The sequence below is a fragment of the Microbacterium sp. genome (genome assembly GCF_029263575.1).
GTDB lineage: Bacteria > Actinomycetota > Actinomycetes > Actinomycetales > Microbacteriaceae > Microbacterium.
Window position 1 is genome coordinate 1 of the sequence record NZ_JAJUFV010000056.1, and the last position, 17,994, is coordinate 17,994.

Genomic DNA, 17,994 nt, shown 5'->3' on the forward strand with positions numbered 1-17,994 from the left:
GACGTCAGCTCGCGGAAAGCCTCCTGCGTGGGAACCCACGCCTCGATGTCATACTTTCGCGCGGCGCTCGAGCCCAGGTCACCCGCAGCCACATCGATGACGCGGTACGACAGTCCCAGTGCCGTCAGCATCTCCTCCTGCAGTGCGACGAGCCGAAGGTGCTCTGCCTCGGCGTCGTCGGGGTCGGTGTACACGAACATCTCGAGCTTGTTGAACTGGTGCACGCGAATGATGCCGCGGGTGTCTTTGCCATACGACCCCGCCTCGCGCCGGTAGCACGTCGACCAGCCGGCGTACCGCAGAGCACCTCCTGCGAGATCGACGATCTCGTCTTTGTGATACCCGGCGAGCGCGACCTCGCTCGTGCCGACCAGATAAAGATCGTCGTCCTTGTCGAGGTGGTAGACCTCATCGGCGTGCTCTCCGAGAAAACCTGTCCCCTGCATGATGTCGGGGCGCACGAGCGTCGGCGTGATCATCGGTTCGAACCCGTTGTTGAGCGCTTTGTCGAGCGCCATGTTCATCAGCGCGATCTCCAGGCGCGCGCCGACACCACGCAGAAAGTAGAACCGTGAGCCCGAGACCTTGACGCCGCGCTCCATGTCGATCGCGCCCAGGATCTCGCCGAGTTCGAGGTGGTCGCGCGGCTCGAACTCGAACGTGGGTGCCTCGCCGACGCGGCGCAGCTCGACGAAGTTGTCTTCGCCACCGGCCGGGACCCCGTCGATCACGATGTTCTCGATCTGGGACAGAGCGGATGCCGCGGCATCCGCCGCCTCATTCGACGCGTGCTGGGCCTGCTTGACCTTCTCGGCGAGCTCTTTGGCCTGCGCGACAAGGGCGGGCTTGTCTTCTTTCGGCGCCTTGGCGACCTGCTTGCCGAAAGCATTCTGCTCGGCGCGCAGCTCTTCGAACGCGCTCAGGGCGGCGCGGCGTGTGCGGTCTGCGTCGATGGCGGCGTCAACCGTGGCGACGTCGTTGCCACGGGCGGCCTGAGACTGGCGGACGAGCTCGGGCTGGTCGCGAAGAAGAGCGAGGTCGATCATTCGTCAAGTCTAGTTGGCCTGACCCGGACGAACGGATGCGCGACGTAGAGTGATCGACATGAGCAAGAGCCCGACGCGTCACCGCCAGGCCGCTCTCGTGTACAACCCCCTGAAGGTCGACGAGAAGCGCCTGCGCGGCGCCGTGCGCACCCTGTCGAAAGAAGCAGGATGGGCGTCTCCCGCGTTCTATCCCACGACCGTGACGGATGCCGGGCAGCAGGCCACCCGCAAGGCCCTGGAGCGGTCGGTCGAGGTCGTGCTCGTCGCCGGCGGCGACGGTACCGTGCGCGCCGTGGCCGAGGCGATGGCCGGAACAGGTGTGCCGTTGGCGATCATCCCGAGCGGGACGGGCAACCTCCTCGCGCGCAACCTCGCCCTGCCGCTGGTCGACCCGAACATCATGATCCGCGCGGCGCTCGAAGGCCAACGGCATCCGATCGATATCGGCTGGGCCGCCCTGACACGCGCCGACGGAGAGACCGCCGAGCACGCTTTCGTCGTCCTGGCGGGCATGGGCCTCGATGCCGACATGATCGCGAACACCCGACCAGACCTGAAGAAGTCCGTGGGGTGGGTGGCATACGTCGACGGCGCCGCCCGTTCGCTGCCGAACGCCAAGCCGTTCCGCGTCGTCTATCAACTCGACGAGTCGCGCCTGCACTCCACGAAGGTGCACAGCGTGCTGTTCGCCAATTGCGGCACGCTGCCAGCCGGCATCTCGCTCATCCCCTCGGCATCCATTGCCGACGGCGAGTTGGACGTTGCGATCATCCAGCCGAGCGGACCACTGGGGTGGCTCGGAGTCTGGCGCAAGATCTGGTGGGACAACTCGGTGCTTCGCCGTTTCCGCGCCGGACGACTCGTTCTGCAGCGTCGCGGGAAGGATGCCTCGGTGCGATACCTGCGCGGCAAGGCCATCGAAACTGCCGCCGTCACGCCGGTCCCGATCGAACTCGACGGTGACGAGTTCGGTCAGGCCGTCCGCATCCGCTGCCGCGTCGATGCCGGGGCGCTGCTGCTCGCGCTTCCCGAGAGCCACCCGATCGACGCGATCTGATCGGTGGCGCGCGGTCGCACCCGCCCGCGCTGCGTGCGCTACGTACCCCCGAACACCGAGCGGGCAGTTCAGCACGGTGCGAACGCGGCGCACCGTTCCCAAGTGCCCTCTCGGCCCTCAGCCTTCTCGGCCCCCAGCCCTCTCGGCTCAGCTCGCGGTGCTCAGCCCTCGTGCACCGGCACCGTCGCGTCGAGACCGCCGCCGACGAGCGTCAGCGTGAACGCGTCGTCATCGTCCGCATCGTCATCGCCGTCATCATCGCCGTCCGTGTCGTCATCGTCACCGACGAAGATGATCGTGGCGCGCGGGGCCAGATCATCGGTGCATACGCGATCGTCCGTCGCGAAGGTCACGGTGGCGCCGGAACTGTTGGGCTGCACATCCTCGATGATGGGGCCGCACGTGGACGAGCCCCAGGTGAGAAGCACGATTCCGTCCTCGTCGAACCACCCGGCGCTGGGTTCTGTCCCCTGCGCGCTGGGCGTGAACGCGGCATTGCCGTCGAGCTCGACATCGTCGGTCACGTCGCCGAGCGTCACGATGAGCTCGACATCCTGCGTCGGATCGACGCCCTCGGGAAGAGCACCGAGACTGGCGCGCGGTCCGAGGTCGGCGGTGCACACCTCAGCGTTGTCGCCTTCGGTCAATTCGACGCTGACCTGCTGCCCGTTCGCCGACACCTCGGCCACGGTCGGGATGCAACCGCTCGATCCCCAGGTCACGACCGCGAACTTCCGGCCGTCGTCCAGCCAGACGGCTTCCATGTCGTCCGGTGCATGCGGGCCCACCGTCCCCGGCGACTGATCCGGCCCGGGCGAGCTCGTCGGTGCCGGATCAGGCGCGGACGATGTCGATGAACCGGGGGCCGTAGCGCATCCGGAAACGAGAAGGACCGCCGCCAACACGGCCGATGCGACCAGCCCGGTGCGGCGAGAAGACGCGGTGCGAGCGATGAGAGCCATGCGGCCAGCCTACGCTTCGGCGCCCGCAACGATGGGCAGCCTCCCGAACGCGCGCTACTGCAACGCCGAGGTCAGGCGCGCCAGATTGTCGAGGATCGTCGACCGCAAGGGCTGCTGCAGCCATTCCTCGAGCGTCAGTTCCCGGCTGAGTGAGCGATACTCGGCCTCGAGGTCCCGCACCTCTGCGACGAACTCTTCACCGCGCACGAGCATCGAGATCTCGAGGTTGAGACCGAACGAGCGCATATCCATGTTGCTCGAGCCGATCACAGCGACCTCATCATCGATCGTGAGCGACTTGGTGTGCAGAATGTACGGCTTACGGTACATCCAGATGCGCACGCCCGCCCGAAGCAGCGCCTCGTAGTAGCTGCGCTGGGCGTGGTAGACCATGGCCTGGTCGCCCTCTTCCGAGACGAACAGCTCGACGCGCACGCCGCGATCGCACGCGGAGCTCACCGCGAGCAGCAGCGCTTCGTCCGGCACGAAGTAAGGGCTGACGATGATGATCTTCTCGCTCGCCGCATACAGCAGCTCGAGAAACAACCGCAGGTTGTTCTCGGACTCGTACCCCGGCCCTGAGGGCACGATCTGGCAGTCGAGATCGCCGCTGCCGATCTCGGCCCGCGTGATGTCGATCTCGCTCAGCACCTCGTCCGTCTCGCTGTACCAGTCGCTGAGGAAGATCGCGTTGATGCTGAGCACGACCGGTCCGTCGACGCGCACCATCAGATCGACCCAGTGCAACCCGCGTTTGATGTTCTTACGCAGGTTGTAGGACGAATCGGTGATGTTCTGCGAGCCGACGAAGGCCGTGCGCCCATCGATCACCAGCAGCTTGCGGTGATTGCGCAGGTCGGGGCGCTGCATGCGGCCCTTCAGCGGTTGCATCGGCAGCAGCAGGTGCCAGTCGGCCCCCATCGCGTTGAGCCGTTTGATCGTCTTGCGGTAACGCGGCTTCCAGCGGTTCGCCCAGTGATCGAGCAGCACCCGCACTTGGACGTGGCGGGCGGCGACCTCTTCGAGCGCGCGGAAGAAATTGTCGGTCGCCGCATCCGATTGCAGGATATAGAACTCGACGTGCACATAGTCTTCGGCCTCGCGGATCGCATCGGCCATCGCGTCGAGCGACTGCTGATAGTCGCCGATCAGATGCGCGCCGTTGTCACCCGAGATCGGCAGAGCGCCGAGCTTCTGGTTCATCGCGACGATCGGGGGGAACCACGACGGCGCATCAGGACGCAGCGTGCCGAAGTGCAGTTGATCGCTCGTCTCGTTGATGTACTCGTTGATCTGGTCTTGTTTGCGGCGTCGCGCCCGCGGCAGGCGCGGGTTTCCGATGATGAGGAAGAGGAGCACCCCGATGTACGGAATGAAGAAGATCGCCAGCAACCAGGCCATCGCCGCCGTCGGGCGTCGATTGCGAGGAACGACGATGATCGCGATGATGCGGATGGTGAGATCGACAAGGGTGAGGAACGCCAGAACCCACCACGGCCATGGAATCATTCGTCTCACCCCCGACGTCAGACTTCACCACGCGCCCGATGCGGCGTGTGGACCCAGCGTAGCCGCAACCGTCGACACGGCTCGGCAGGCGCGACTCTTCTGAATCAGGAGGCGCGGGGCGGAAGGCCGCGAGCGGCGCGTTCTTCGGCCTCGATCTTCGCGTGAACCTTGCGCTCGGTGCGGTCGGATCGCAGGATGCTGCGCACGACGAAGAAGAAGAGGAACGTCACTGCGATGGTCGGCAGAATCGACCACGCCGCGACGACCCAGAAATTGTCCATACCTCTATCGTACGCGGCCTCGGACAGGCGTCGGTCACTGTCTCTGCACAGACCGAGATCGGCGGATCTGCCTGTGGAACCCGGTTTTCCACCCTCGCGAACCCGCACACTCTCGGTATGAACACCGTGCTCCGCGCCGCAGATTCGGCCGACTTCCTTGCCCTCGTCCCCGCGCTCGCGGGGTTCACCCCGCATCAGAGCATCGTGCTGCTGCCGTTTCAGAAGACGCGCGCACACGGCGCGATGCGCATCGACCTTCCGCACGACGAGGTCGAGCTCGACGACTTCGTCGGCACCGCGATCGGGCTCGTCTCGCGCGTTCCCGACACCGACGCCATCGCCGTCGTCGTCTACACAGATGAGCCCGCCCAGCACACCCCCGACGGCGTCGTGCTGCCGAGAAGCATCGTCGTCGACGAACTGCTCGCCCTGGCGGCAGACCTCGGCCTGGGCATCGTCGAGGCGCTCTGCGTCACGGCAGACGGGTGGTCGAGCTATCTGGATGATGATCCGGTTCTGCTCCCGACAACCGAGGTCCCCGATGCGCCGCCCCTGCCGGGCATCTCTGATGTCTCCGGCGACCAGGCCGCGGGCGTCGAGCTGCCCAGGGTCGACCTGGCTGAGAAGGAGCGCGTCGGTCGGGCTCTGCACGAGCTCTCCGATGTGATCGCGCATCCGGCGTCGTCGGGCGACGAGACCCGGCGCGAGAACCCCCAGGCGCTGGCGGCAGCCATGCTGCTGGAAGATCTGCCCCTGCTGTTCGAAGACCTGCTCGATACGCCGGAGAACCCGCAGCCGTTCGCGACCGCGGCGTTGCTGTGGTGCTTCGATCGGCCACGGTTTCGTGATGTGGCTCTCGTGCAGTGGGCGACCGACATCTCCATGGGGTTGCGCGCGCTCGAGGCTCAACTGGCGTTCGCAGACGCGGGCGTCGCGGTTCCGGCCGACATCGGCGAGGTGTTCGTGGGCCGCGGGGCGCGGCCCGACCCCGACCGGCTTCGCCTCGCCCTGACGCTCGTGAGAAATGTCGCGGCTCGGGCGCCGCGGGCGTCTCGTCCTGCGGCGCTGACCGCAGCGGCATGGTTGTCGTGGGCGCTGGGTCGCTCCACGCACGCGGCGCACTACCTCACGCAGGCGCTGGAGATCGACCCGGCCCATTCGATGGCGTCGCTGTTGCACAGCATGATCGATGCGGCACTGCTGCCCGAGTGGGTCTTCCGCCGTGGCGAGGTCACGCCATGAACGACCTGTGCCAGCGCGGTGTCACTTCACGAGCGGGAAGAGGATCGTCTCGCGGATGCCAAGACCGGTGATCGCCATGAGCAGGCGATCGATGCCCATGCCCATGCCACCCGACGGCGGCATGCCGTGTTCGAGCGCACGCAGGAACTCCTCGTCGACACGCATGGCCTCGACGTCGCCGGAGGCTGCGAGCTTCGCCTGTTCAACGAAACGCTCGCGCTGGATGACCGGGTCGACGAGCTCGGAGTATCCGGTCGCCAGTTCGAAGCCGCGCACGTACAGATCCCACTTCTCGACGACGCCCGCCTTCGAGCGGTGCTCGCGCACAAGAGGCGAGGTGTCGACGGGGAAGTCCATCACGAACGTCGGGCGGGTCAACTCGCCCTTGACGAAGTGCTCCCAGAGCTCTTCGATGAGCTTGCCGTGCGTCGCGTGGGGAGGGATGTCGACGCCGTGCTTCTCGGCGAACGCCGTGAGATCGTCGACGGAATCGGATGCCGTGAACTCACGCCCTGCGGCCTCGGACCGCGACTCGTACATCGAGATGCGGTCCCACTCGCCGCCGAGGTCGTACTCGGTGCCGTCGGCCCAGGTGACCGTGGTCGAACCGCTCACGGCGATGGCGGCCTGCTGCACGAGCTCTTGTGTAAGCTCGGCCATCTGGTTGTAGTCGCCGTATGCCTGGTAGGCCTCGAGCATCGCGAACTCGGGGCTGTGCGTCGAGTCGGCGCCCTCGTTGCGGAAGTTGCGGTTGATCTCGAACACGCGCTCGATGCCGCCGACGACGGCGCGCTTCAGGTAGAGCTCCGGCGCGATGCGCAGGTACAGCTCGGTATCGAAGGCGTTCGAGTGGGTGATGAACGGACGAGCGGATGCCCCGCCGTGCTGCACCTGCAGCATGGGCGTCTCGACCTCGAGGTAATCGTGCGAGCCGAAAGTCGCACGCAGACTGGCGTTGACAGCGGCACGCGCGCGAACGGTCGTGCGAGCCTGCTCGCGGACGATGAGATCGAGGTAGCGGCTGCGCACCCTGCTCTCTTCGCTCAGCTCGGAGTACGCATTGGGCAGCGGCAGGATCGCCTTCGATGCGATGGCCCAGTCGTCGGCCATGACCGACAGCTCACCGCGGCGGCTGGAGATGACCTGACCGTGCACGAAGACGTGGTCGCCCAGGTCGACGAACTCCTTCCACCGCGCCAGCGACTCCTCCCCGACCTCGGCGAGCGAGATCATGGCCTGGATGCGCGAGCCGTCACCGGCCTGCAGCGACGCGAAGCAGAGCTTGCCGGTGTTGCGGCTGAACACCACCCGCCCGGCGATGCCGACCACCACGCCCGTCTCGTCGCCTGCTTCGAGCCCGCCGTACTCGTCGCGGAGCGCCGGGATCGTGTGCGTCACGGGCACACCGACCGGAAACGCCCCACCCGCCGCATCCGTTCGCTGTTCGATCAACCTCTCGCGCTTGGCGAGGCGCACGGCCTTCTGCTCGTGGATCTCTTCGCCGTCGGCGTCATCAGGGGTGAGGGCAGGCGCGTCGGGCGCGGGGGTCATATCGGCTCCTTGAAAGTCGAGCCCAGTTTACCGGGCGGCCACGCCGTCTCCCATTCCGAGCGCGCGTCGGGAAATGCCGGCGTCCGTCTCGGTACGCTCGATGTATGTCTCCTGCTCGACGCCTGCTCCGGCGTAGCCCTGTCCGCGCCGTCGCCCTCACCGCGGTCGTCTCGGCGGCTTTCGCCGTGTGGCCGGCGGCCGCGGCATCCGCTGTCGACGTGCGCAGCGACGTCAACGATTTCGACTTCTCGTCATGGGAGGCCACCTACGACGTCGGAATCGACGACGACCGACGCGCGACACTGCATGTCGAGGAGACACGGGTCGCGGAGTTTCCCGAGACCGATCAGAACCGCGGCATCGTCGCCGGCTTCCCGCTGCGCTACGAGAGCGCCGACATCGACACCCGCATCCTCTCCGTCCGCGACGAGCACGGAGAAGACGTCCCCTTCGAGACCGAAGACGACGACGGCATGCTCTTCGTCCTCACCGGCGACGATGATTACGTGCACGGCTCGACGACCTACGTGATCGAGTACGAGATGCGCGATGTCGTTCTCGCCGCGACCGAGACCGAGGTCGACGAGTTCTACTGGGATCTGCTTCCGCTCGACAGCACGCAGGACATCGACTCTTTCCACGCCGAGATCACCTTCACCGACGAGCTGGCGGCGCATCTCACCGGCGCTTCTTCCTGCTACGTGGGCCGCCACGGATCCACCGACACCTGCGAGCTCAGCAACCAGACCGGCTCGACCATCGTCGTCGACGAGAGCGATCTGGCCGCCGGCTCCGGCGTCACCGTCGCGATCGCCCTCGAACCGGGCACCATCACGCAGCCCAGCGCCCGGCTCCCCAACGCCGTCACCGATGTTCTCCCCTACTGGCTCGGCGGCGGCACCCTCGCTCTGTCGATCGGGGCCTGGCTCGCCGCCGGCGCGATGGTCCGCTCACGGCGCCGCGGCACCGGCATCGTCGTCGCTCAGTACGACGTGCCCGATACGCTGCCGCCGTTGCTCGCAAGCACGCTGCTCCCCAAACCCAGAACTCCTCTGGCCGCGCAGATCGTCCACCTCGCCGTGCGCGGCGTGCTGCGCGTCGAAGAGCTTCCCGAGGGCACCGGCACGAAGAAGCGGCGACCGCGTCTGCGACGGCTCGACGCGCCGTACCCCGATCCGCTCGACGAGCAGGCGATGACGGCGCTGTTCAACGGCGCCGGCGTCGACAGCGTCGTGAAACTTCCCAAGAACAGCTCGTCGTTCGCCGCGCGCATGCAGAAGCTGCTCAAGACCGGCAAGGCGGAGGCGGCACGGCGCGGGTACACGACGAAGGAGCGCAGCCTCGCCGCGCGCATCATCCAGTTCGTCGCGCTCGCGGTGTTCGTCGGGCTGGTCGTGCTGATGTGCTGGGCGCTGTTCACGGGCCGGGAGTCGGCCGGGCCGGTCACGTTCGTCACCGTGATGGTCGGCGCGGCCGCGATCGTGGCCAGCATCGTAGCGTTTCACCGATACACGGTGCTCACGAAAGAGGGCGCGCTGCAACTCGAATACCTCGAGGGCGTGCGCGAGTTCATCCGCGTCGCAGAAGAAGACCGGTTGCAGATGCTGCAGTCGTACACCGGCGCCGAGCGGCGAAGCGACGGCAGCGTCGATGTCGTCCACATCTACGAGAAACTGCTCCCCTACGCGATCCTGTTCGGGCAGGAGCGCGAATGGGGCGAGGTTCTCGAGGTCGCGTACAGCCAGGCGCGGCGCGACCCCACCTGGGTCAACGGCTCGTATGTCGGGATCGGCCTTCGCGTGTCGTCTCTGTCGTCAGCGGCGAGATCCTCAGCGACCTACGTCGCTCCCGGCAGCAGCAGCGCCGGCGGGTCGTCGGGCGGCGGATTCTCGGGCGGCGGCGGTGGCGGCGGGTTCTCCGGAGGTCGGTGAACGGCGCCGAACACGGGCGTCAGATGACTGGCGGGTCGGATGCTTCGCGCAGTGCCCGTTCGACGGTCGACTGCACGAGAGCCGAGAGAAACCCTCCCGGGTTGTCGACGCCGATACCGCGCAAGAGCGTCGTCGACTGCCCGATGATCGCTTTCGAGAACTCGGATGCCGTGGCGATGGCCTCGGCGTACACCGGCCGGTCGGCTTCAGCGACGACCACCGGCTCGCAGCCCAGTTCGACCGCCAGCGCCTGCGCGATCGGCAGCACAGGAGCCGCGGCGGTCACCGCCGCGAAGCTCGCCTGCAGTTGCCGCAGATCGATCGACGTCCCGGTGAACGAGATCGCCGGGTGCACGGCCAGTGCGATCGCGCCCAGCCGCTGTGCCGGTTCGAGCACACCGGAACCATAGGCCGGGTCGGTGTGCAGCACCAGCTGCCCCGGCTGCCAGGCGCCCAGCTCGGCCATGCCCGCGACGAATCCGGCGAGTTCGTCGTGCGGCAGTGCCAGCACGACGAGTTCGCTGCGGCGCAGCACTTCGGGCGCGTCAAGCACCGGCACCTCGGGCAGCACGCCGGCCACGCGATCGTCGTCCGACCCGCTCGTGATGGCGGTGATCGCGTGTCCGGCGCCGGCGAGCGCCGCACCGATCACCGGTCCTACCCGCCCGGCGCCGACGATGCCGACGCCGAGGCGTCCGTCACGGTTCACGCGTGAGGGCCCCCTCGGCATCCGAGACCTCCTGCGAACCCTGCGCAGCCCACCGGTGCGTGTGATCGCGGCCCGCTGCATCGGCGGCACGACGGACGATCCCGTCGAGCGCAGTGCTCACCTCGGCGCTGTCAAGACCGACGACGGTTCCATCGATCGGACCGGCCACGCTGTGCGCCCTGATCGCACCTACCCGCTGCATCCGATCGATCGGACCCTGCTCAGCAGAAACACCCTGCACACGCGCGAGCGGAATCACGGCGAGCTTGCGCCACAGCACACCGCGCCGCAGAATCAGCCCGAAGTCGGTCACGGTGAACCCGTGTCGCTTCCACGAAAACGGGCGTCGCCACCAGCCACGCGACTGCATCACCCGGTACGGGTCGTCCTGCTGGGGACCGAGGATGCCGTGCTCCCAGATCAGCGGGTCGTCCTGCGTCGGCAGGTTCGGCAGGATCAGGTGCAGCACGCGTTCGACATCGGCGCGCGTGCCCACCGGCAGCACGATGTTGAACTGCTGGGCCGAACTCGACTGCTGCTGAGAAGCGCTCTTGCCCGACATGCGGTTGATCCTCACGACCCACCACCCGAACGGTCGCCACAGCAACGACTGCGTGACCTCGACCGCGAAGACTCGCCCCGGCGGGATGGTCTCGGTCACAGTGGTGAAGAGCCCGTACGTGATGCGCACGCCGTCGGGCGTCGGCGCAATCGAATAGCGCAGCGACTTCGAGATCTGCGCCCAGGTGATCGCAAGCGCGGCGATCACGAAGGGGATGCCGATACCGAGCCCTGCACCGAGGAGCACGATCAGTCCATCGCCGTCCTCATTCGCGAGCGCGATGGGCAGCATGATTCCGAGGAAGATCCCGAGCAGCACGAGGAAGAATACCAACCACAGCACGCCGGTGAGCAGTTGCGATCCGACGAGGCGTCCGGTCGGGATCTTCACGACGCTCTCGGGCGCGACATCGCCCAGGTCGACGCCGCCGATGATGTCATTGACGCCGTCGTTCATCGAGCCGACGAGCTGCGAGCGCACCGTGGCGTCCTGGGCAGGAGCCGTCTGACCGCGGTGGCGCGCTTTGCGCGCTTCGCGGGCACCGGATGCCAGGCGCAGAATGTCGGTTCGAACCGTCTCCGCGTTCGAGGTCGACAGGTAGTCGAGCGGCACGTTGGCGTCGGTTCCCGCGCCGATGACCTCGAGCTTGGCCATACCGACCAAGCGGGCGGGGAAGGGCCTGGTCAGATTCACGCCCTGCACGCGGTCGAGCGGAGCGCGGCGCTGCGAGCGGAAGATGATGCCCTTTCGCACTTCGACGTACTCGTCGGAGATGCGGAACTGCTGGAACCGCCAGACCAGCCAGAACGCCACGATCACGATCAGCAGCACGCCGAGCACGACCAGCAGCGCGACGATCAGCAGGTTGTTGGCCAGCACCCAGTCGATAGGGCTACCGCCGCCGTACTCGTCGACATGGGCTTCTTCCGGCGTGAAGAGACTGACGAGTCCGAAGATGATCCGGTCGCGGAAGTTGTTCAGCACGAGGCCGAAGACGATGATCAGCACCAGGCCGCCCTTGAACAGGGGCGTCAGCGGGTGGAGGCGATGCCATTCGCCATCGGCGAGCGCACTGGTATCGACGGATGCCGGGCGCTGCGGTGCTTCGCCGCTTTGCGGGTCGGGCTGTTCGGGCATATTCACAGGCCGGTCCGTCGGGTCTCGGCGACGTCGATGAGCGTGTCGCGCAGGGCCTCGGCGGCCGCCTGCGTGAGACCGGGAATCTGAACGCCCGTCGTCGCGGCGGCCGTGACCATCTTCAACTGCGAGACGCCGAAGGCGCGATCGAGCGGTCCGTGGGTGATGTCGACGAGCTGCATGCGGCCGTACGGCACGGCGATGATGCGCTGCCACAGGATTCCCTTGCGGAACACGATGTCATCGTCACGCAGCATGTAGCCGATCGCTCTCGCCTGGCGGGGCAGGATCACGAGCGTGAGCACTTCGATCAGGGTGAGGATGCCGGCGGGGATCCACACCCATGACTGATCGAAGCCGAGCCCGACGATGAGGGCGGCGGCGATGATGACGACGAGGATGATGCCGTTCTGCACGAACTGCGAGACGACGTACCGCGGCGAGATCTGGTGCCACGTGCCGTCGAGGCCGAGACGTCCCTCACCGCGGGGCTCGCGAAGCTTCTCGTAGGTTCCCTCGTCGAGCGCGGCGGGCGCGGTGACCGGCGCGGCCTGCGGCGCGGGTGTGTGCGGATGCTGCGGCGCCGCGGGTGGCGCGGCAGGGGCTGCGGGTGGGGTGGCGCCCGTCGTCGCCGGTGGCGTGGCGACAGGTGCCGGCGGTGCTGCGGGCGGCGGCACGGCGGGCCGCGAGGGCTCAGTTCCTGGGTTCGGCTCCGGCGGCGGGGTCATCTGGCTGTCGGTCATCAGGATCCTTCGGCAGAGTGCAGAACTGTTCGGCGACGAGAGCCGCAGCCACGAGCACGAGAGAACTCGCCACGAGCGCGACCATCGCCATGATCGACCCTACCTGGGGCTCGACCGGACGCGACAGCAGGAACACCCCCAGCCCGGCTCCCCCTCCGGCCATGATCGCGCCCAGCAGACTCGACGCTCGCGCCAGAGTGGCCGCGCGCAGCGCCCGAAACGGGTCGATGCGTCCCGGGGTCAGCCCGCGCACGCTGCGCCGCACCGGCCAGGCGAGCGCGAGGGCGGCCGCAGCGAGCAGCAGAAGCAGTACCGGCAGAAAGCCGGAAGGGGTGAAGGTCGCGTGTCCGGTCACGGTCAGCAGGTGATCGGTCAGGTATCCGGCCGCGCCGCTGACGAGGGCGAGAGAGATGAGGACGGTCGCCGAGGTGCGCTTCATACGCCATCCCCGTCGGGCTTGCTCTCGGCGCGCAGACGCGCGGCGAGAGCGGCGACCTTTCCTCGACCGGGGATCTCAGCCTCGGCATCGAGGCTCAGCCAGGGCTCGAGCACGAACAGCCGTTCATGAGCGCGCGGATGCGGCAGCAGCAGCTGCGGGTCGTCACTGGTGACATCGCCGTAGCTGATCAGGTCGAGATCGAGAGTGCGATCCCCCCAGCGTTCGTGCCGCTCGCGGCCGTTCTCGGCCTCGATGGCATGCAGCATCCCGAGCAAGACCTGCGGCGCCAGGCTCGTGGTGACCAGGGCGACCGCGTTGACGTAGGTCGGGGCATCCGGATCGGGGCCGTCCACGCGCAGCGCGACGGTCTCGAAGAGCTCCGAGAGCCGAACGTCGTCGACGAGCGGCAGCCGAGAGATGCGCTCGACGGCACGCCGGATCGTCGCCGCACGATCGCCCAGATTCGATCCGAGCGCCACCACGGCGGTCGTCTGCTCGCGTCCAGGACCTGACCTCGGCACCTCGGGCGGGGGTCGGCGGATCATCGCCGCCCCTCCCCTCGTTCGCGGTGCACGGTGACCGAGACGTCGGAGAAGGTCAGAGGAATCGGCGCCTGCGGCTTGTGCACTGTGACGCCCACACGCTGGACGCGTTCGTCTTCGAGTACGACAGTCGCGATGCGCTCGGCCAGCGTCTCGATCAGGTCGACGGCTTCGCCGCCGACGACGGCCGTCACTTTCTCGGCGAGCTCGCCATAGTGCACGGTATCGGTCACATCATCGGATGCCGCGGCCGCCGCCAGTTCCAGCTGCAGGCGCAGGTCGATCACGAACTCCTGCCCGTTCTCGCGCTCGTGATCGAAGACGCCGTGTCTGCCGAACACCGTGAGGCCGGTCAGTCGGATCTCATCCAGGGGGTTCATCTCAGCCCTCCCACGCGTGTGCGATCGCGAGAGCATCCCGCGTCGCCGCCACATCGTGCACGCGAACAGCCCATACCCCGTAGCGCACGGCGAGCGCGCTGGTGACAGCAGTGGCGAGGTCGCGCCGCTCCTGCGTCACGCCCCCGGTCTCTGAACCATCCGCGCCGGTCCCTGAGCAGGGCCCACGCGCCCCGAGGCTCGCGTCAGCGCTGGCGCTGGCGTGAGAGGGCGTGGGGCTCGAAGGGCCTGGCACCCCCGCCGAGGCATCCGGTACCCCCAGCGTCTCGGCGAGGAACTTCTTGCGTGAGGTGCCGATGAGCACGCGGTAGCCGAGGGCGGTGATGTCGTCGAGCCCACGCAACACCTCCCAGTTCTGTGCGCCGGTCTTGGCGAAGCCGATGCCTGGATCGACGATCACGCGAGCCGGCGCGATGCCGGCGGCTGCCGCCTGCGCGATGCGCTCGCGCAGTTCGCTTGCGACCTCGCGCGCGGGGCGGCGGTACTCGGCGCGCGCGTACATGTCGTCCGACGGTCCGCGCCAGTGCCCGATGGCGAAGTCGGCGCCGGACGCGGCCACCGCGGCAAGCATCTCACTGTCGGCGAGTCCGCCCGAGACGTCGTTGACGATGCGTGCGCCGGCTTCCACCGCCGCGGTGGCGGTCGAGGCGTTCAACGTGTCGATGCTCACGGGGATCCCTCGAGCGGAGAGCTCCTGAACAACCGGCACCACGCGCTGCTGTTCGACCACCGGGTCCACGCGGACAGCGCCGGGCCGCGTCGACTCGCCGCCCACGTCGAGCACCGACGCACCGACCTCATGCAGACGGATGCCGTGCGCGATCGCTCGTTCGGCATCCAGGTAGCGCCCGCCGTCGCTGAACGAGTCGGGGGTGACGTTGACGATGCCCCAGATCGCGGTCATCGCGTCTCGCTCCCTGTGCCGGGTGCCGAAGCATCCGATATCCCGCCTGCCAGGCCGCCGATCAAGGCGATCAGCTCGGCCCGCTGGGCAGGATCGGTGTATGCGCCGCGCGCAGCCATGGTGACCGTCGATGCGTCAAGTTGGCGTCCGCCGCGCATCGTGACGCAGCCGTGCACCGCGTCGAGCACGACCAGCACCCCGGTCGTGTCGAGGTGCTCGGCGATCGTGTCGGCGATCTGCTCACCGAGGCGTTCTTGCACCTGTGGTCGCGTCGCGAGCGTCTCGACCACGCGGACGAGAGCGCCGAGACCGACGACCTGTTCTCCGGGCAGATAGGCGATGTGGGCGTGACCGGCGAACGGCAGCAGGTGGTGTTCGCAGACCGAGCGGAACCTGACGTTGCGCAGCAGCACGGCGCCCGACGGCAGGGTCTCGGGCGCTGGACCGCGCGAGACGCTGATCGTGCGCTCGAGTGCGACCGCAGGGTCCTCGCCGACGCCGGCGAAGAACTCGGCGTACAGCTCGGCCATGCGGGCCGGCGTCTGCTTCAGGCCCGGACGCTCCGGGTCTTCGCCGATGGCCTCTAACAGCTCACGCGTGAGCTGTTCAATACGCTGCCTGTTGACAGCCACGGTTACGCCGTCGCCGGCCGGGCCTGCCCGGATGCCGGTGTTCCGTCAGCTGCGCCACGGGACGTGGCGGCATCGGTCGAACCGTCGACGGCGGCCACGGCATCCGCGGGGACCACACGCTTGGGAACGTCGATGGGCGGACGATCCGAGACCGGGCGATCTTCGCTCGAGAGCCACTGCGGGCGCTCGGGCAGCTTACGCACGTCGGTGAAGACCTCGGCGATGCGGTTGTGATCGAGGGTCTCTTCCTCGAGCAGGGCGAGGGCGAGCCGGTCGAGGACGTCGCGGTTCTCGCTGAGCACCTGGTAGGCCTCGTTGTGCGCCTGCTCGATGAGCGCACGCACCTCGGTGTCGACGCGTTCGGCGATCGTCTCGGAGTACTCGCGGCCACGGCCCATGTCGCGCCCGGCGAAGGGCTCGCCACCCTCGGAGCCCAGCTTGACCGGGCCGAGCTCGGTCGTCATGCCGTACTCGATGACCATCTTGCGGGCGATGCTCGTCGCCTTCTCGATGTCATTCGAGGCTCCTGTGGTGGGGTCGTGGAAGACGAGCTCCTCCGCGACGCGACCGCCCATGGCGTAGGTCAGCTGGTCTTGCAGCTCGTTGCGGGTGACGGAGTACTTGTCGTCGACCGGCATCACCATCGTGTAACCGAGGGCTTTGCCACGCGGAAGGATCGTGATCTTCGTCACGGGGTCGGTGTAGTTCATCGCCGCTGCGGCGAGCGCGTGACCGCCCTCGTGGTACGCCGTGATGAGCCGCTCGCGGTCTTTCATCACGCGGGTGCGGCGCTGGGGACCGGCGATGACACGGTCGATGGCCTCGTCGAGGGCACGATTGTCGATCAGCTGCGCGTTCGAGCGCGCGGTGAGCAGCGCGGCCTCGTTGAGCACGTTCGCGAGGTCGGCACCGGTGAAGCCGGGGCTCTTGCGCGCGACGACTTCGAGGTCGACGCTCTGCGAGAGCGGCTTGCCCTTCGCGTGCACCTGCAGAATGTGCAAGCGTCCCTTGAGGTCGGGGGCATCCACGCCGATCTGCCGGTCGAAGCGGCCGGGGCGCAGAAGCGCGGGGTCGAGGATGTCGGGACGGTTGGTCGCCGCGATCACGATGACATTCGCGTTCGGGTCGAAGCCGTCCATCTCGACGAGCATCTGGTTCAGGGTCTGCTCGCGCTCGTCGTTACCGCCGCCCATACCGGCACCGCGGTGGCGGCCGACGGCGTCGATCTCGTCGATGAAGATGATGGCGGGGGCGTTCTCTTTCGCCTGGGTGAACAGGTCGCGGACACGGGACGCACCGACACCGACGAACATCTCGACGAAGTCCGAACCCGAGATCGAGTAGAACGGGGCGCCGGCCTCACCGGCGACGGCACGAGCGAGCAGAGTCTTACCCGTTCCGGGAGGGCCGTACAGCAGTACGCCCTTCGGGATGCGGGCGCCGATGGCCTGGAACTTCGCCGGGTCTTCGAGGAACTCTTTGATCTCGTGGAGCTCTTCGATGGCCTCATCGGCACCGGCGACATCGGCGAACGTAACCGTCGGCGTCTCTTTGTTGACGAGCTTCGCCTTGGACTTGCCGAACTGCATGACCTTGCCGCCGCCGCCCTGCATCGACGACAGCAGCCACCAGAACAGCAGACCGAGAAGGACGAGAGGCAGAAGAAGGGAGAGGAAGCCATCGAACCAGGTGGCGCGCGGGACGACATCGTTGAAGCCGTCCTTCGGATCAGCGGATGTGATCGCCTCGACGACCTCGCTGGCACGAGCGTCGACGTAGTAGAACTGCACCGACGTGGAGCCCTCGAACTCCTCCGACAGGGTCATGTCGACGCGCTGGTCGCCGTCGGTGTTGGTCACCTCCGTCACCGTTTTTCCATCCAGCAGGTCAAGGCCCTGCTGGGTGGTGATCGACTTGGGTGCGCCGAGGTTCGAGATCAGCAGGAAGCCGCCGAACAGCAAAGCACCGATCAGCACTACATAGAGCAGTGGGTTCCGGGTGATCTTCTTCACATCCATGATCCGTTCAGCGTATCGCTTCGTTCTTTGCGGTCCGCTGTGATTCGCCCACGGCGTACGCCGCCGCGGTCAGCTGTAGATGTGCGGCGCCAGCACCGCGACGTCGCGCAGGTTGCGGTAGCGCTCGTCGTAGTCGAGGCCGTAGCCGACGACGAAGTCCTTCGGGATGTCGAAGCCGACGTATTTGCTGTCGATCTCGACCTTCGCCGCGTCGGGCTTGCGCAGCAGAGCGAGTACCTCGATGGACTCCGGGCCGCGCGACTCGAAGTTCTCGAGCAGCCAGCTGAGCGTCAGTCCCGAGTCGATGATGTCTTCGACGATGAGCACGTGC

Annotated in this window: 18 protein-coding genes; 3 read left to right on the forward strand and 15 right to left on the reverse strand. The window is 67.4% G+C overall.

Features of this window, described 5'->3' with window-relative positions; genetic code table 11:
- Positions 1 to 1,046: serine--tRNA ligase (gene serS / locus Q1J95_RS07590; RefSeq protein ID WP_300266823.1), on the reverse strand; the 1,046-nt coding region annotated here is incomplete at its 3' end.
- Positions 1,047 to 1,104: 58 nt separating this feature from the next.
- On the opposite strand from serS, the gene Q1J95_RS07595 reads away from it, so the two are divergent.
- Positions 1,105 to 2,103: a diacylglycerol kinase family protein gene (locus Q1J95_RS07595; RefSeq protein WP_300266825.1), complete on the forward strand. Its 999-nt coding sequence runs from the start codon at positions 1,105 to 1,107 to the stop codon at positions 2,101 to 2,103.
- A gap of 161 nt (positions 2,104 to 2,264) precedes the next feature.
- Here the strand turns inward: Q1J95_RS07595 and Q1J95_RS07600 are convergent, their stop codons facing one another.
- The 3 genes from Q1J95_RS07600 to Q1J95_RS07610 all read right to left on the reverse strand — a co-directional run bounded on the left by Q1J95_RS07600 (position 2,265) and on the right by Q1J95_RS07610 (position 4,855).
- Positions 2,265 to 3,065, reverse strand: a complete 801-nt coding sequence (locus Q1J95_RS07600; protein ID WP_300266827.1) for a hypothetical protein — start codon at positions 3,063 to 3,065, stop codon at positions 2,265 to 2,267.
- A gap of 54 nt (positions 3,066 to 3,119) precedes the next feature.
- Positions 3,120 to 4,574 (reverse strand): cardiolipin synthase, encoded by a 1,455-nt coding sequence (gene cls, locus Q1J95_RS07605; RefSeq protein WP_300266829.1) that lies wholly within the window; start codon positions 4,572 to 4,574, stop codon positions 3,120 to 3,122.
- 104 nt (positions 4,575 to 4,678) lie between these two features.
- The gene (locus tag Q1J95_RS07610; protein WP_300266832.1) at positions 4,679 to 4,855 is read right to left on the reverse strand and encodes a hypothetical protein; all 177 of its coding nucleotides are present in this window, start codon (positions 4,853 to 4,855) and stop codon (positions 4,679 to 4,681) included.
- 117 nt (positions 4,856 to 4,972) lie between these two features.
- Here Q1J95_RS07610 and Q1J95_RS07615 point away from each other — a divergent pair, with 117 nt between their 5' ends.
- Entirely contained in the window at positions 4,973 to 6,097 is a 1,125-nt protein-coding gene (locus Q1J95_RS07615) for a DUF4192 family protein (RefSeq protein ID WP_300266834.1), read from the forward strand.
- Positions 6,098 to 6,118: 21 nt separating this feature from the next.
- Here the strand turns inward: Q1J95_RS07615 and lysS are convergent, their stop codons facing one another.
- Complete coding sequence (gene lysS, locus Q1J95_RS07620; protein WP_300266835.1) at positions 6,119 to 7,648, reverse strand: lysine--tRNA ligase; 1,530 nt, start codon at positions 7,646 to 7,648, stop codon at positions 6,119 to 6,121.
- Between the two features lie 104 nt (positions 7,649 to 7,752).
- Between lysS and Q1J95_RS07625 the strand changes: the two genes are divergently transcribed.
- Positions 7,753 to 9,579, forward strand: coding sequence for a DUF2207 domain-containing protein (locus tag Q1J95_RS07625; RefSeq protein ID WP_300266837.1), 1,827 nt, complete (start codon positions 7,753 to 7,755; stop codon positions 9,577 to 9,579).
- Between the two features lie 19 nt (positions 9,580 to 9,598).
- Here the strand turns inward: Q1J95_RS07625 and Q1J95_RS07630 are convergent, their stop codons facing one another.
- The 10 genes from Q1J95_RS07630 to Q1J95_RS07675 all read right to left on the reverse strand — a co-directional run.
- The gene (locus Q1J95_RS07630; protein WP_300266838.1) at positions 9,599 to 10,288 is read right to left on the reverse strand and encodes a DUF2520 domain-containing protein; all 690 of its coding nucleotides are present in this window, start codon (positions 10,286 to 10,288) and stop codon (positions 9,599 to 9,601) included.
- Positions 10,278 to 11,987 carry a PH domain-containing protein gene (locus tag Q1J95_RS07635; RefSeq protein WP_300266839.1) on the reverse strand — a complete coding sequence of 570 codons (1,710 nt, stop codon included), beginning with the start codon at positions 11,985 to 11,987 and terminating at the stop codon, positions 10,278 to 10,280. Before Q1J95_RS07635 ends, Q1J95_RS07630 begins: the two co-directional genes overlap by 11 nt.
- Positions 11,988 to 11,989: 2 nt before the next feature.
- Complete coding sequence (locus Q1J95_RS07640) at positions 11,990 to 12,433, reverse strand: PH domain-containing protein (protein ID WP_300266851.1); 444 nt, start codon at positions 12,431 to 12,433, stop codon at positions 11,990 to 11,992.
- Positions 12,434 to 12,680: 247 nt separating this feature from the next.
- Positions 12,681 to 13,169 carry a DUF3180 family protein gene (locus Q1J95_RS07645; protein WP_300266840.1) on the reverse strand — a complete coding sequence of 163 codons (489 nt, stop codon included), beginning with the start codon at positions 13,167 to 13,169 and terminating at the stop codon, positions 12,681 to 12,683.
- Positions 13,166 to 13,714, reverse strand: coding sequence for a 2-amino-4-hydroxy-6-hydroxymethyldihydropteridine diphosphokinase (gene folK / locus Q1J95_RS07650; RefSeq protein ID WP_300266842.1), 549 nt, complete (start codon positions 13,712 to 13,714; stop codon positions 13,166 to 13,168). Before folK ends, Q1J95_RS07645 begins: the two co-directional genes overlap by 4 nt.
- Positions 13,711 to 14,091, reverse strand: a complete 381-nt coding sequence (gene folB / locus Q1J95_RS07655) for a dihydroneopterin aldolase (protein WP_300266843.1) — start codon at positions 14,089 to 14,091, stop codon at positions 13,711 to 13,713. The genes folK and folB overlap by 4 nt, the downstream gene beginning before the upstream one ends.
- A 1-nt stretch (position 14,092) precedes the next feature.
- Positions 14,093 to 15,013, reverse strand: coding sequence for a dihydropteroate synthase (folP, locus tag Q1J95_RS07660; RefSeq protein ID WP_300266845.1), 921 nt, complete (start codon positions 15,011 to 15,013; stop codon positions 14,093 to 14,095).
- Positions 15,010 to 15,645, reverse strand: a complete 636-nt coding sequence (gene folE / locus Q1J95_RS07665; protein WP_300266846.1) for a GTP cyclohydrolase I — start codon at positions 15,643 to 15,645, stop codon at positions 15,010 to 15,012. Before folE ends, folP begins: the two co-directional genes overlap by 4 nt.
- A 2-nt stretch (positions 15,646 to 15,647) precedes the next feature.
- Positions 15,648 to 17,663 carry an ATP-dependent zinc metalloprotease FtsH gene (ftsH, locus tag Q1J95_RS07670; RefSeq protein WP_300266848.1) on the reverse strand — a complete coding sequence of 672 codons (2,016 nt, stop codon included), beginning with the start codon at positions 17,661 to 17,663 and terminating at the stop codon, positions 15,648 to 15,650.
- A 69-nt stretch (positions 17,664 to 17,732) separates the two neighbouring features.
- Positions 17,733 to 17,994 (reverse strand): phosphoribosyltransferase (locus tag Q1J95_RS07675; protein WP_300266850.1); only part of this gene is annotated, 262 nt, incomplete at its 5' end.